The organism is Paenibacillus sp. MER TA 81-3, assembly GCF_023713585.1.
GTDB lineage: Bacteria > Bacillota > Bacilli > Paenibacillales > Paenibacillaceae > Paenibacillus_B > Paenibacillus_B profundus.
In genome coordinates, this window is record NZ_JAMAWB010000034.1 from 25,372 (window position 1) to 39,526 (window position 14,155).

General features: G+C 54.5%; 10 protein-coding genes. 7 read left to right on the plus strand and 3 right to left on the minus strand.

What is annotated here, in order from left to right; translation table 11 throughout:
- Nucleotides 1-10: 10 nt before the first annotated feature.
- Genes M3650_RS29635 through M3650_RS29645 form a run of 3 tightly spaced genes read left to right on the plus strand, consistent with a single transcriptional unit; the run spans nt 11 to nt 3,231 of the window.
- Entirely contained in the window at nt 11-2,356 is a 2,346-nt protein-coding gene (locus M3650_RS29635; RefSeq protein WP_251579883.1) for a glycoside hydrolase family 65 protein, read from the plus strand.
- A 1-nt stretch (nt 2,357) separates the two neighbouring features.
- A complete protein-coding gene (gene pgmB, locus M3650_RS29640) occupies nt 2,358-3,023 on the plus strand; it encodes a beta-phosphoglucomutase (RefSeq protein WP_251579851.1) in 666 nt (221 codons plus the stop codon).
- Between the two features lie 37 nt (nt 3,024-3,060).
- A complete protein-coding gene (locus tag M3650_RS29645) occupies nt 3,061-3,231 on the plus strand; it encodes a hypothetical protein (protein ID WP_251579852.1) in 171 nt (56 codons plus the stop codon).
- A 437-nt stretch (nt 3,232-3,668) separates the two neighbouring features.
- Here the strand turns inward: M3650_RS29645 and M3650_RS29650 are convergent, their stop codons facing one another.
- From M3650_RS29650 to M3650_RS29660, 3 genes are read right to left on the minus strand one after another with little or no spacing between them, the layout of a single operon-like run.
- A complete protein-coding gene (locus M3650_RS29650; protein WP_251579853.1) occupies nt 3,669-4,649 on the minus strand; it encodes an electron transfer flavoprotein subunit alpha/FixB family protein in 981 nt (326 codons plus the stop codon).
- A gap of 49 nt (nt 4,650-4,698) precedes the next feature.
- The gene (locus tag M3650_RS29655; protein WP_251579854.1) at nt 4,699-5,457 is read right to left on the minus strand and encodes an electron transfer flavoprotein subunit beta/FixA family protein; all 759 of its coding nucleotides are present in this window, start codon (nt 5,455-5,457) and stop codon (nt 4,699-4,701) included.
- Between the two features lie 23 nt (nt 5,458-5,480).
- Complete coding sequence (locus M3650_RS29660) at nt 5,481-6,065, minus strand: fatty acid metabolism transcriptional regulator FadR (protein WP_251579855.1); 585 nt, start codon at nt 6,063-6,065, stop codon at nt 5,481-5,483.
- Nucleotides 6,066-6,273: 208 nt separating this feature from the next.
- Here M3650_RS29660 and M3650_RS29665 point away from each other — a divergent pair, with 208 nt between their 5' ends.
- From M3650_RS29665 to M3650_RS29680, 4 genes are all read left to right on the plus strand, one after another.
- The gene (locus tag M3650_RS29665; RefSeq protein ID WP_251579856.1) at nt 6,274-8,448 is read left to right on the plus strand and encodes a (Fe-S)-binding protein; all 2,175 of its coding nucleotides are present in this window, start codon (nt 6,274-6,276) and stop codon (nt 8,446-8,448) included.
- Nucleotides 8,449-8,740: 292 nt separating this feature from the next.
- Complete coding sequence (locus M3650_RS29670; RefSeq protein WP_251579857.1) at nt 8,741-11,137, plus strand: 3-hydroxyacyl-CoA dehydrogenase/enoyl-CoA hydratase family protein; 2,397 nt, start codon at nt 8,741-8,743, stop codon at nt 11,135-11,137.
- Nucleotides 11,138-11,159: 22 nt separating this feature from the next.
- Nucleotides 11,160-12,341 (plus strand): acetyl-CoA C-acyltransferase, encoded by a 1,182-nt coding sequence (locus tag M3650_RS29675; RefSeq protein ID WP_251579859.1) that lies wholly within the window; start codon nt 11,160-11,162, stop codon nt 12,339-12,341.
- Nucleotides 12,342-12,371: 30 nt separating this feature from the next.
- Nucleotides 12,372-14,150 (plus strand): acyl-CoA dehydrogenase family protein, encoded by a 1,779-nt coding sequence (locus M3650_RS29680; protein ID WP_019421540.1) that lies wholly within the window; start codon nt 12,372-12,374, stop codon nt 14,148-14,150.
- Nucleotides 14,151-14,155 lie beyond the last annotated feature (5 nt).

Here is a 14,155-nt window from a genome sequence, read left to right on the forward strand (position 1 = left end):
ATAGATGGCTATGATGAAATACGACTTAGGAGAGGGCGACTTTAAAAATTGGATCGTTGCCGAAGCAGATTTTTCTCGAAATTTATTAGGCAAGGCCGAAGCTGTTATGTCCCTGGGCAATGGGTATATGGGATTGCGGAGCGCAACGGAAGAACCTTATGTTGGCGAAGTAAGGAACTTATTCGTTGCCGGCACCTTCAATCAATCGGATCGAATCGAAGTATCCGAGCTGCCGAACGCTGCAGACGTGACCAGGCTCGATATCCGGGTTGACGGAGAACGATTGGATGCAGCTCCCTCCCGAACAGCCAACTATGTTCGCGCCTTGAACTTGAAGGAAGCCGAGCTGACTCGCTCATTCATTTGGACGACCTCAGCCGGAAAAGAAGTGGCATTTACATTTAAACGATTTGTATCGCTGGATAACCTGCATGTCATTGCGATGAGCCTGGAGATCGAAGCTCTCGATGCGGATGTGCAAATCAGCATCGAGAGCGGCATTAATGCGCAAGTGGCCAATAGCGGTTCACAGCACTTTTATGAAGGCGAGAAACGTATATACGATAAGAAATATATCGAGATGATACAAAAAACAGTCGAATCGCAAATCGATTTCATGTTCCACACGGTTCATCATGCAAGTCTGGACGGCGTTGAGCTAGAAGAGCCCTTCATGCGCATTGATCGCAGAGTTGTGATGCTGACGTTTAAGAGCGCCGTGGCTAAAGGCCAAAAGCTTTCTTTGGAGAAGCTGACTACGGTCCATACCTCGCGGGATAAAGACCTGGCGGGAATGGAGCTGCAGGATATGCGTCAACAAGCATTGTCAAGCTTGCGGGCCTGTGCTGCCAAAGGCTATGATGCATTGCTTCTCGAGCATACCCGAGCATGGGAGCGAAAAGTATGGGGAGTGTACCCGTTACACATTGATTCCGAGAATGAGTTTGACTTGCTCGCAGCCAGATTCGCCCTGTACCATTTGACAGTGATGACGCCTGCTCATGATGAACGGATGGGAATAGCCGCGAAAGGCTTGAGCGGTGAAGGGTATCATGGCCATTCCTTTTGGGATACGGAAATGTTTATTTTGCCGTTCTTTACTTATTCGAATCCTCAGATTGCGCGTTCGTTGTTGACTTATCGCTATTTGGGACTGGAAGGCGCGCGGAAAAAAGCAAAAAGCAACGGATATGAAGGAGCCATGTATCCTTGGGAAGCGGCATGGCCGAGCGACGGGGAAGTTGCGCCCGAGTGGGGCCGGGTTGATGTTGTTACAGGGAAGCAAACGAAGATCTGGACAGGGTTTATTGAGCAGCACATTACCGCTGATGTAGCTTTTGCCGTATGGCAGTATTACATGGCAACAGACGATCAAGCATTCATGGAAGAATTCGGCTATGAAATCATATTTGATACAGCAAAATTCTGGGCGAGCCGCTTGGAATGGGACGACAGCAGGCAGCAATATTCTATCAACGATGTAATCGGCCCGGATGAATACAAAGAGCATGTTGACAACAATGCGTTTACCAACTATTTCGCGCATTTTAACTTAGAGCTTGCGGTGACGTATTATCAGCAATTGCGGGAGCGGGACACGGCTGTATATCAAAAATTAAACGCGAAGCTTCAGTTGGAACAAGCCGCTATTGCATGGAATGAGGCCATCGACAAACTATATTTGCCTCAGCCGCGCGACACCGATTTGCTGGTGCCGCAAGATGACACTTACTTGACGAAGCGAATCATTGATCTGACGAAATATAAAAATCAAACCCATGTGAACACCATCTTTGAAGACTATAGCTTGGAGCAGCTTAGTGACATTCAGGTATCGAAGCAGGCTGATCTGATGATCCTGTTTTACTTGCTAGAGGATAAGTTTAGTGAAGAGGTTAAAATCGCCAACTACCATTACTATGAGCCGAAGACATTGCATGACTCATCTTTAAGCTTATCTACGCATGCGATACTGGCAAATGACTTGAATGATCGTTCGCTAGCGTATCAATTGTATCAGCAGGCATGCGAGATTGATATGGGGCCGGATATGAAATCCTCTGATTTAGGTATGCATACGGCCTCCATTGGGGGGATTTGGCAAATTATCGTTATGGGATTTGCGGGCGTGCGCATGATCCATGGAAAGCTGAGAATGAACCCCAAGCTGCCGGCGCACTGGAACAAGCTGGAGTTCTCGATCAGTTGGAAAGGCCAACGCCTGGAGGTTGCCATTGGGAAGGACAAGCTCGCTATAACGGCTCTCAATCAGCTTCCAGTAACGCTAGAAGTATATGGAACGGAATACAGCTTCGATCACGTGTTAACTGTCAATCTAGCGTCGGGGGATAACTAAGATGAAGCTGCAAGCCGTATTATTTGATTTGGATGGTGTCATTACAGATACGGCAGAGTATCACTATCTGGCGTGGAAGCAAATGGCGGAGAACATAGGTATCGGGATTGACCGCGAATTCAATGAGGCGCTGAAAGGAATCAGCCGGATGGAGTCTCTTGAACGCATCCTGGTTCATGGTAACCGTGCGCAAGATTTTACGCCTAATCAACGCACAGTCTTGGCACAGGAGAAGAATGAACACTATGTTTCTTTGCTGACACAGCTCTCGCCTGAACATACGTATCCGGGGATTGGAGAATTGCTAGAACAGTTAAAGCAAGAAAAGGTGCCTGCCGTTCTTGCTTCGGCCAGCAAGAATGCGCCTCGCATTTTAACGTCGCTGGGACTGGAGGAAATGTTTCAATACATGGTGAGTCCGGACGGAATTCCGGGAAAGCCTGCTCCCGATATATTCTTGAACGGTGCTGAAGCCGTAGGGGCTGACCCGCGATATTGCATCGGAATTGAAGATGCCCAAGCAGGCATTGAAGCTATCAAAGCTGCGGGAATGTACGCAGTAGGCATTGGTGAAGAGCGCGTATTGCGTATAGCAGGAGCGAATATCGTATACGAGAGTACAGCTGAATTGAACCTCTCGTCATTATTAAAAGCCGCGTCTATGTAATAATGGGATTGCGATGACAGTGCCCATGCAGTTGAATATGGCAGCATCACTAGGAAGCCGATCTCTCAACTTTGAGGATCGGCTTTTATTATGGAGCTGCATCGCTAACGATGGTCTGTTGATAAAGGTGATTCGAGGACGCAAGTTAGGCGTCTTCATTATGATCCATTGGATTCTGTCCAATGGAATCAGCGTGTATATCGCTTAACGGAAGGTTCCATTGGAGTTCATCCAATGGTTTGACACTGAGCGGGCTCAATCGCCGAGAAACAGCCGGATCTACTGTATAAAATACAGTCTACATGCCGTTGAGCAGCTCACCCCGTACTTTCTGATGTACGCTTTCCAATGGAAACAAGCTTCGACCGTACTGAACATCAACTTTCCTAACATGAATGAGCGCATTCAGAAATGGGGAACGAAGCGGGAGTGGGGAACAAACCAGAAAAAAAAGTGACTGCAGGGCGGGAGTTACTCGCAGCCTCCCCCGCCTGAGTCACAACTATGGCGAACGATATGATCGAATAGTTAATAGTAAAAAAGCACTGGGATTTAAGGGGCATCCCGAGCCTTCTAATTAGGCTGCCTGATGCCCTTCCTGTATGAAATGATGGCCGAATGAGCGGATACAGAAAAGCTACATCCTTACGTCTGCAGCGCCTGCTTGAATTGCTCGGTCAAGAGCGGCACAACTTCGAACAAGTCGCCTACGATACCGTAATCGGCAACCTGAAAAATCGGCGCCTCCGGGTCTTTGTTAATCGCGATGATGACCCGTGATTGGCTCATACCGGCCAGATGCTGGATCGCGCCGCTGATGCCGCAGGCGATGTACAGCTCCGGCGTGACGACCTTGCCAGTCTGGCCGATTTGCAGGGCATAATCGCAATAGGCCGCATCGCACGCGCCGCGTGAAGCGCCGACGGCGCCGCCCAGCACGTCCGCGAGCTCCTCCAGCGGCTTGAAGCCCTCGGCGCTGCGGACGCCCCGGCCCCCGGAGACGATGACCTTCGCTTCGCTCAGATCCATCTTGCCGGCCGTATTTTGCACAACCTCGCGGATGACGGCGGCCAGCGGCGGCTCTGGATAAGCGACAGCTGTTACTGGCGCCGTCCGGCCTGCTTCAGCGGTCAGAGGCGGAATGTTATTCGGGCGGATCGTGACGATCCACGGCGTTGACATAAATTTTTTCTTCTCCATAGCTTTGCCTGCATAGATCGGACGGGTAAACAGCAGTTCGCCGCTGTCGTCCGTGTCCATGGAGATGACGTCGGAGATCTGGCCGGCGCCGAGCGCGGCAGCCAATTGGGGCGCAAGATCTTTGCCCCACGCGGTATGGCCGAAGAACACGCCGTCTGGGCGGACTTCCTGCATGACTGCCTGCAGCGCGGCAAAGTAAGCTTCCGGATGATAATGAGTGAGAGCGGAATGATCAACGGAATAAATACAATCTGCGCCATAGACGGCCAAATCGCCCGCAAGCCGGGTCACATCAGAACCCATGATGACAGCGGCCACGGTTCCGCCGTCGCCGGCAGCAGTGCGGGCCGCACCGATCGCTTCATAAGATACCTGCCGAAGAACGCCGCCTTTCGCTTCGGCTACAACAAGAATTGTTCTGGACATGGTCAATCGCCTCCTTCAAATATGGACCTTGCCGGAATCGGAATCGGAATCATACAACCTTCGCTTCTGTACGCAACAGCCGGAACAGCTCCTGCGCCTGCTCCCCCGGTTCCCCGGAGATCAGCTTGCCCGCTTGGCGCTGTGGGGGCAGGAACAGCTCGGCGCGCGCGGTGCACGCTTCGGCTGTCACGCCAAAGTCGTCCAGCGTCAGCTCGCGGAACGGCTTCTTCTTCGCCTTCATAATGCCTTGCAGCGAAGGGTAGCGCGGCTCGTTCAGCCCTTGCTGGGCCGTAAATAGCGCCGGCAGCGGCAGCTCAAGGATCTCCGTATCACCCTCGGCGTCCCGGGAGCACACGGCGCGTCCGTCGGCGATGTCCAGCTTCGTAATGGCCGACACATGCGGGATGCCGAGCAGCTTCGCCAGCCTTACGGCCACTTGCCCCGCACCGTTATCCACGGAGAAGTTGCCGCCGAGGACAAGGTCGTACGGCTCCGTGCCGACGAAAGCGGCCAACGCTTGCGCGACCGCGTGTTCATCCGCGCCGATACGCTCGTCGTTCAGCAGCACGGCCTCGTCGGCGCCCATGGCGAGCGCCGTGCGCAACGCTTCGGCTGCGCGCTCGGGACCGGAGGAGACGACGGTCACTTTGCCGCCCATATCATCACGGATGCGAATCGCTTCTTCCACTGCGTATTCGTCATAGGGATTAAGCACGAATTTGACCCCGTCTTCGACGACGCCTCCTTCTGCGATGAAGATCTTTTCCTCCGTATCGAACGTCTGCTTGACTAATACGATGATATTCATCTTTCATTGCCCCTTTCGTTTTTTCATGCCTCGAGCCCTTTTAAAAAGAAGCCTACCGCACCGTCCAGTTGTCCGGAGAGAGAATACTTCTGCCCGGAGATGAGCCATGAGGTAACGACCTCGTCCATGGAACCGAAAATAAGAAGACGGGTGAGCTTCACGTCCAGATCGGAACGGAACACTTTCTCTTCAATGCCCTGCAGCAGAATTTGTTCAATCAGCACGATGTACGGCTTAATCGTCTTGCCGATCTCCTTGCGGAGTTCAAGCGAGCTCTGTCGAAGCTCGATCTGCGTCACGAAGGCGAAATCGGGATCATTTTCGAGTTCGGTAAAATGAATTTCACATACCTTGCGCAGCGCTTCCTTAGCCCCTGTGGCTTCTTCGAGGCTGGTGTGAAACTTGGCGACAAGCTCGCCCAGCTTCTCGCGGAACAAGGAAATGAGGATATCCTCCTTTCGTTTGAAATATAAATAAATAGTACCGTCAGCTACTCCAGCCGTTTTGGCAATCTTGGAAACTTGCGAACGGTGAAATCCGTTTTCTGCAAATACCTTGACCGCTGCATCGAGGATTTGGGTATATTTTTCTTTTTTCTGACTTGCCATGGAATCACCTCAGTGCTAAAATGTGGAATACGAATGAATGAACGCTCATTCATTTTCTGCTGATATCATAAAATAGAACGAAACCCTTGTCAATGATTGGATGGAAAACGGGTTCGCATCAAGACGATGACATGTGATATCAGCCGATTGGAAGTGCTTCTTATGAGAGCATTCATTCATTTACAAAAGGGGAAAGGAGATGGTTCCGATGCCGGGAGCGATCGTGCAGCTCGTCCTGTTTTTGGCCGTCACGGGACTCGGTGTCTACTGGTTCGCCAAAGCGGTCATCCATCGGTACATGTATGTCAAGCTGGGTCAGCCGGTGGATTGGAGCGGGCGCGCGAAGCATAACTTGCGTGAATTCGCCGTTCAGGTGTTCGGCCAGACGAAGCTGCTCAAGGACAAGAAGAGCGGTCTGATGCACATTGTCATTTTTTACGGATTTATCATTTTGCAATTGGGTGCGCTGGATATCATCTATAAAGGACTGTCGGGCCAGCCGCTTCCGATTCCCGGCTATGCGGCGTTCGAGCTGCTGCAAGAAACAACGGTGGCGCTCGTGCTGGTCGCCATGGGTTATGCCGCTTACCGCCGGTACGGCGAGAAGCTGGAGCGATTGAAACGCGGATGGAAGCCTTCCATCGTCGTCTTCTTTATCTTTTCGCTCATGCTGTCCGTCCTGTTGACGATGGCGTTCGATCGCCTGGTCGAAGGGGAGGGCCAGTCGCCATACGCGCCCATATCGTCTCTGATCGCGGTGTCGCTTGCCGGGTTGTCCCGAGGCGCGGCCGAGGCGCTGTATGTGACATTCTGGTGGGCGCATCTGCTTATTCTGCTGGCGTTTCTTGTCTACGTGCCACAGAGCAAGCATTTTCATCTGCTGTCAGCCCCGGTCAATCTGCTGCTGCGGCGCACCGAATCGCCCGGGCGTCTCCGCAAGCTCGATCTCGAAGACGAAGAAGCGGAATCGTTCGGCGCCGGCAAGGTGGAAGATTTCACACAGAAGCAGCTGCTTGATCTGTATGCTTGCGTCGAATGCGGGCGCTGCACGAATGTTTGTCCGGCTGCCGGAACGGGCAAATGGCTCTCGCCAATGCACATGATTGTCAAGCTGCGGGATCACTTGACGGACAAAGGCGCGGCCGTCACTTCGCGCTCGCCTTGGATCCCGGCATTCGCCTTCTCGACTGCCAGCACACACGGCATGCAGACCGGAGGTCAAGAGCTCGGCGCGTGGCAAGGCGAGGGGATGACCGACATCGGGCCGACGATGCGGGCGCAAGCCGCATCTTGGCAGACGACGGCGAATCGTGCGCCGGGCGAGCTGGAGCTTATCGGCGATGTCATGTCCGAAGTTGAAATATGGGCGTGCACGACTTGCCGCAACTGTGAGGATCAATGCCCTGTCGCCAATGAACACGTCGACAAAATCGTCGACATGCGCCGATATCTCGTGCTGACGCAAGGCAGCATGCCCCATGATGGGCAGAGGGCGCTGCAGAACATCGAGCGTCAGGGCAATCCATGGGGAATCAGCCGCAGCGATCGCGCCAAATGGGTGCGGGAAATCGATCCTGAAGGCGTGCTGCATGTGCCGACGGTGAAGGAGAACCCCGAATTCGACATTTTGCTGTTCGTTGGTTCGATGGGCTCGTACGACAATCGCAGCCGCAAGATAACGCGTTCGCTCGTGCGACTCATGAACGAAGCCGGAGTGAACTTCGCCATACTTGGCAACGAGGAAAAAAACTCGGGCGACACCCCGCGGCGTATGGGCAATGAGTTTCTGTTCCAACAACTGTGCGAGGAGAACATCGGCACGTTCCAAAAATACAACGTGCGCAAGATTGTAACCGCCTGTCCGCACACGTATAACACGCTGAAAAATGAATACCCTGAATTCGGCCTTGAAGCCGAAGTTCTTCATCACAGCGAGCTGCTCGACGAGTTAATCCGCGCAGAGCGTCTCGTGCCGCGCCATGAAGTGCAGGAACGCATAACGTATCACGACTCGTGCTACCTAGGGCGATACAACGGCGTCTACGATCAGCCGCGCAACATTTTGCGGGCAATCCGGGGCGTAACATTGCTTGAGATGGAGCGCAGCCGCGAGAACGGCATGTGTTGCGGAGCGGGCGGCGGCATGATGTGGATGGAGGAAACCGCCGGCAAGCGCGTCAATCTGGCACGCACCGAACAGGCGCTTGCCACGAAGCCGTCAGTCATTTCATCGGCCTGTCCGTATTGCCTCACCATGATGGAAGATGGCACCAAGCTGCTGGAGGCGGAAGAAGCGGTACAGACGCGAGATATCGCCGAGATTCTGGAATTGGCCGTATTCGGCCCGGTGAAGTCAGACGACAAGCAGCCAGTCAGCGTGTAAATCAACATTGTTTTTGTATGGAAAGCACTGCGACTTCAACGTATGAACATCGAACTAATATGGAACGAACATCGAATGAATGGACATCGAATGAACAAACCTCAATGAATCAACCACAACGATTACAACCATCAATGACCTACCCGATATAGCCAATCATCAATGACCTGTCACAAACAACAACGTCCGACTCCAAAGCAACGACATCCTGTACATGTCAACACAACCAACAACGATTCAGTCATCTCATCATGTTGAAACAGAACATTTCAATCTGGGAGGGAATCTGCATATGATCCAACCGATTCAACGCGCCGCCGTTATCGGCTCCGGCGTAATGGGAGCGGCCATCGCCGCCCATTTGGCAGGCGCCGGCATTCGGTGTCTCTTGCTTGACCTCGTGCCGGCTCAGCTTACGGAAGCAGAAGCACAGAAGGGACTTACGCTTGAGCACCCGGCTGTGCGCAACCGTCTTGCCGTTAATGCAATCACACGTTTGAAAAAGACAAAACCGGCACCTTTATACAGCGAAGCATTTGCCGAACGAATCACGCCGGGCAATCTGGATGACGATCTTCCGAAGCTGGCCGACGTGGATTGGATTATTGAAGTCGTCGTCGAACGGCTTGACGTCAAGCAGGAGCTATTCGGGCGCATCGAGGGGGTATGGAAGCCGGGCACCATCGTATCGTCGAACACGTCCGGCATTTCCATCAATGACATGGTTGCTTCATGCGGAGAAGAGTTCAAACGTCATTTTTTAGGTACTCATTTTTTCAATCCGCCGCGTTATATGAAGCTGCTTGAAATTATACCGGGAGCAACGACCGCTCCAGAAATTGTGTCGTACATGCACGAATTCTGCGAGCGCCGTCTCGGCAAAGGCGTCGTTGTGGCCAAGGATACGCCCAATTTCATAGCCAACCGCATTGGCACGTACGGATTGCTCGTTACGCTGCGCAATATGCTTGAAGTGGGATACACGATCGAAGAAGTCGATGCGGTGACTGGACCGGCCTTGGGACGGCCGAAGAGCGCCACGTTCCGCACGCTTGACCTCGTCGGACTCGACACGTTCGTCCACGTTGCGGCCAACGTGCATGGTCAGACGGCTGCCACGGCAGAGAAGGACGTATTTAGCGCTCCCGATGTCCTGAACCGGATGGTGGAGCTTGGCTGGATCGGCGAGAAGCAGGGTCAAGGCTTCTATAAGAAGGTGAAGACGGAGGCCGGCAAGGAAATTCATGCGCTCCGCTTCGACACGATGGAGTACACGCTGTCGCGCAAAGTCTCTTCGGCTTCGCTCGAAGCGGCCAAGACCGCGAAGGGGGCGGCCAATAAAATCAGGGCGCTGCTCGGGACGAAGGACCGGTACTCCGATCTGGCTTGGAACACGCTCAAGCCAGTGCTGCTCTATGCGGCGCACAAGCTGGGCGAGATCGCGGACACGATAGCCGATATTGACAACGCCATGAAGTGGGGCTTCAATTGGGAGCTCGGTCCATTCGAGATATGGGATGCGATTGGCCTGGCATCGACCGCCACACGCATGGAGGCCGAGGGCGATACGCTGCCGGAGTGGGTGCGTGCCTGGATAGACGCCGGCCATACCGGATTTTATGAGCAGCGGGACAATAGAAGCTTCTATGTCCGCAATGGGGACTGGAGCGAGCTTGAGATGCCGGCCGAGCATATTTCGCTGCGAGGGCTCAAGCAGCAGAACCAAGTCGTGCTGTCCAATCCGGGCGCTAGCTTAATTGATATCGGCGACGGTGTCGCATGTCTTGAATTCCATTCGCCGAACAACGCCATCGGGGCCGACATACTGACGATGATACAGAAGAGCGTCGACGAGGTGCGCCGCAATTACCGCGGACTCGTCGTGGCGAACGAAGGACGCCACTTCTGCGTCGGCGCGAATGTGATGCTGCTGTTGATGGAGGCGCAGGAAGAGGAATGGGATGAGATCGACCTCATTATCCGCCAGTTCCAGAACACCATGCTGACGCTCAAGAGGCTGGAAAAACCGGTCGTCGCAGCGCCGCATCAGATGACGCTGGGCGGCGGGGTGGAAGCATGCTTGCCTGCCGACAAGATCATTTTCTCGGCGGAAACGTATTTCGGACTGGTGGAGACGGGTGTCGGCCTAATTCCGGGAGGCGGAGGCTGCAAGGAATTGGCCTTGCGCTCAAGCCGGATGGCGGGCCATACGGACGCTGATTTGCAGCCGTTCGTGAGCGGGTATTTCGAGACGGTCGCAATGGCGAAGGTGTCGACGAGCGGCTATGACACGAAGCGGCTAGGGTACATGGGACCGCGCGATTCCGTCGTCATTAATGAGGACCGCCGCATACATGAAGCAAAGATGGCCGTGCTGGCAATGGATAGCGCGGGATACGAGCCGCAGGAAGAGGAGCGCATCCGTGTCATCGGAGAGCCGGGCAGGGCGGTGCTTGAGCTGGGAGCCTATACGATGCATCTCGGCGGGTACATTTCGGATCATGACCGGCTTATCGCGAACAAGCTTGCGCATGTGCTCGCAGGCGGCAATGTGCCGGCGAACAGCCTTGTGACTGAGCAGTATATGCTCGATTTGGAGCGGGAGGCATTTTTGAGCCTGTGCGGCGAACCGAAGACGCAGGCGCGCATGCAGCACATGCTGGCCAAAGGAAAGCCGCTGCGCAATTAATTATGAATGAGGTGAGATTGCAATGAAAGAGGCAGTCATTGTATCTATGGCGCGTACGCCAGTTGGCAAGGCAAAGAAGGGAATCCTCGCGCACACACGCGCCGAGGATCTGGGCCGCATCGTGCTGGATGAGGCGGTTCGGCGGGCGCCGGGCTTGAGCAAGTCTGAGATCGAGGATGTCATTATTGGCTGCGCGATGCCGGAAGGCGAACAGGGGTTGAACATGGCGCGCATCGTGTCGCTGTATGCCGGTTATCCGGAGACTGTGCCTGCGGTGACGATTAACCGTTTCTGTTCGTCAGGCCTGCAGTCGATAGCGTTCGCTGCGGAACGAATCAGGGCCGGCTCCGCCGAGACGATCGTGGCCGGCGGCATAGAGAGCATGAGCGCGGTTCCAATGACCGGATTCAAGTTGTCGCCGCATCCGAAGCTTATATCCGAGATGCCGGAGGTGTATATGGGCATGGGGTATACCGCGGAGAATGTAGCGACACGGTTCGGCATCAGCCGCGAGGATCAGGACCGCTTCGCGGCGGACAGCCACCGTAAGGCGGCGGCCGCCATCGCGGAAGGGAAATTCCGCGATGAGATCGTACCTGTGAATACGTCGCAAAAAGGCGTAGGCGCCGACGGCCGTCCATGGGAGAAGGACATCACGTTCGATATAGACGAAGGCGTCCGGCCGGATACGACGCCGGAAGCTCTTGCCCGGCTGAAGCCGGCGTTCGCCGTGAGAGGCAGCGTTACGGCGGGGAACAGCTCGCAGATGAGCGATGGCGCGGCGGCTTGCGTGCTGATGAGCGCTGAACGGGCGCAAGCGCTCGGCCTGCAGCCGCTGGCCGCATTCCGCAGCTTCGCTATCGCCGGCGTCGAGCCGGACATTATGGGCGTAGGCCCTGTTGAAGCGATCCCGAAGGCGCTGCGCATGGCAGGCATTACGCAGGAGCAAGTGGACCTGTTCGAGGTGAATGAAGCGTTCGCCTCGCAATGCATTCACATCATCCGCCAGTTGGAGCTGGATGAGAGCAAAGTGAATGTGAACGGGGGCGCGATTGCGCTCGGCCACCCGCTCGGCTGCACGGGTTCGAAGCTGACGGCGACGCTCGTGCATGAACTGCGCCGCCGGGGCGGCGGCTACGGTGTCGTCTCGATGTGCATCGGCGGGGGAATGGGAGCCGCCGGCGTGTTTGAAGTATTTGCTTAACTTAATAATTCATTGGAAAGGAAGATTGCGATGTTGGAAACGAAGATTAAAGGCGGCAGCTTTGTTATTGAGGATGTAGAACCGGAAGCGATCGTCACGCCGGAGGATTTCAGCGAAGAGCAACGCATGATGGTGGAAACAACCCGCGATTATGTAGAAGGCGAAGTGTTGCCTAACGACGAAGCATTGGAGAAATTGGACTATGAGCTGACGGTAAAGCTGATGCGCAAAGCCGGGGAACTCGGCTTGCTCAGTGCCGACGTTCCAGAGGAATATGGCGGCCTCGGTCTCGATAAGGTAAGCTCGACGCTTATCGGCGAGACGCTGACGAAAGCGTCCGGATTCGCACTGTCCATTGGCGCACATGTCGGTATCGGGACGCTGCCAATCGTGTTCTTCGGCACGCCGGAGCAAAAGAGCAAATATTTGCCCGACTTGGCGACAGGAGCGAAAATCGCCGCCTATTGCCTTACCGAACCGTCATCCGGATCGGATGCGCTCGGAGCGAAGACGACGGCAAAGCTGTCCGAAGACGGCAGCCATTACGTGTTGAATGGCTCCAAAATTTTCATAACAAATGCAGGCTTCGCCGACATTTTCATCGTTTACGCGAAGGTGGACGGTAAGGATTTCACCACCTTTATTGTAGAAAGAGGGATGGAAGGCTTCACGATCGGTCCGGAAGAGAAGAAGATGGGCATTAAAGGATCTTCCACCTGCCCGTTATTTTTTGAGGATGTCAAGGTGCCGGTGGAGAACCTGCTCGGTGAAATCGGCCGCGGCCACGTCATTGCGTTTAACATTTTGAACATAGGGCGATTCAAATTGGGTGCGGGCTGCCTTGGCGCTTCGAAGGAAGCGATCGAGCTGAGCGCGAAATACGCGAATGCGCGCACGCAGTTCGGCAAGACGCTAGCCTCTTTCCCGCTCATCGGCAAAAAGCTCGCAGAAATGAATATCCACACTTATGTGACGGAATGCATGGTGTACCGCACGTCCGGCTTGGTTGATGCCGCGCTCAAGGATATCGATCATCAGCACCCGGACTCAGGCATGCTGTCGGCCAAGGGCATTGCCGAATATGCGCTCGAATGCTCCATCAACAAAGTGTTTGCTTCCGAGGCGCTCGACTTCGTTGCCGACGAAGGCGTGCAAATTCACGGCGGCTACGGCTTTACCCAAGAATATAAAATCGAGCGCATCTACCGTGATTCCCGCATCAATCGCATCTTCGAGGGCACGAACGAAATCAACCGGTTGCTCATTCCGGGCATTCTGCTCAAAAAAGCGGCCAAGGGCGAACTTCCGCTCATGCAAAAGGCACAGGCGCTGCAATCCGATCTGATGTCGATCGTATCCGTGCCAGATGCGGGCGGCGCATTGGAGCAGGAGGGGCACCTGGTGTCCATGGCGAAAAAGGTGTTCCTCATGGTCGGCGGCTTGGCAGCGCAGAAGTACGGCACGGCGTTAGAGCAGCATCAGGAGACACTCAGCAACCTCGCTGATCTGATGATTGCGGTATATGCCATGGAGAGCGCCCTGCTGCGCACGCGCAAGCTGATGGCCAAGGGCGGCGAAGCGAAGGCGAAGCTGGCCGTACAGATGACGACCGTCTATGTGCACGAAGCGTTTGCCGACATCGAACGAATCGCCAAGGAGACGTTGGCCGCCATGGAATCGGGCGACATGCTGCGCACGCAGTTGTCCATCCTGAAAAAGCTGACCAAAAGCTCACCGATCGATTCTGTCAGCATGAAGCGCGAAATAGCGGCACGTGTCATTCAGGCGGAAAAATACGCGGTCTCATAATACGC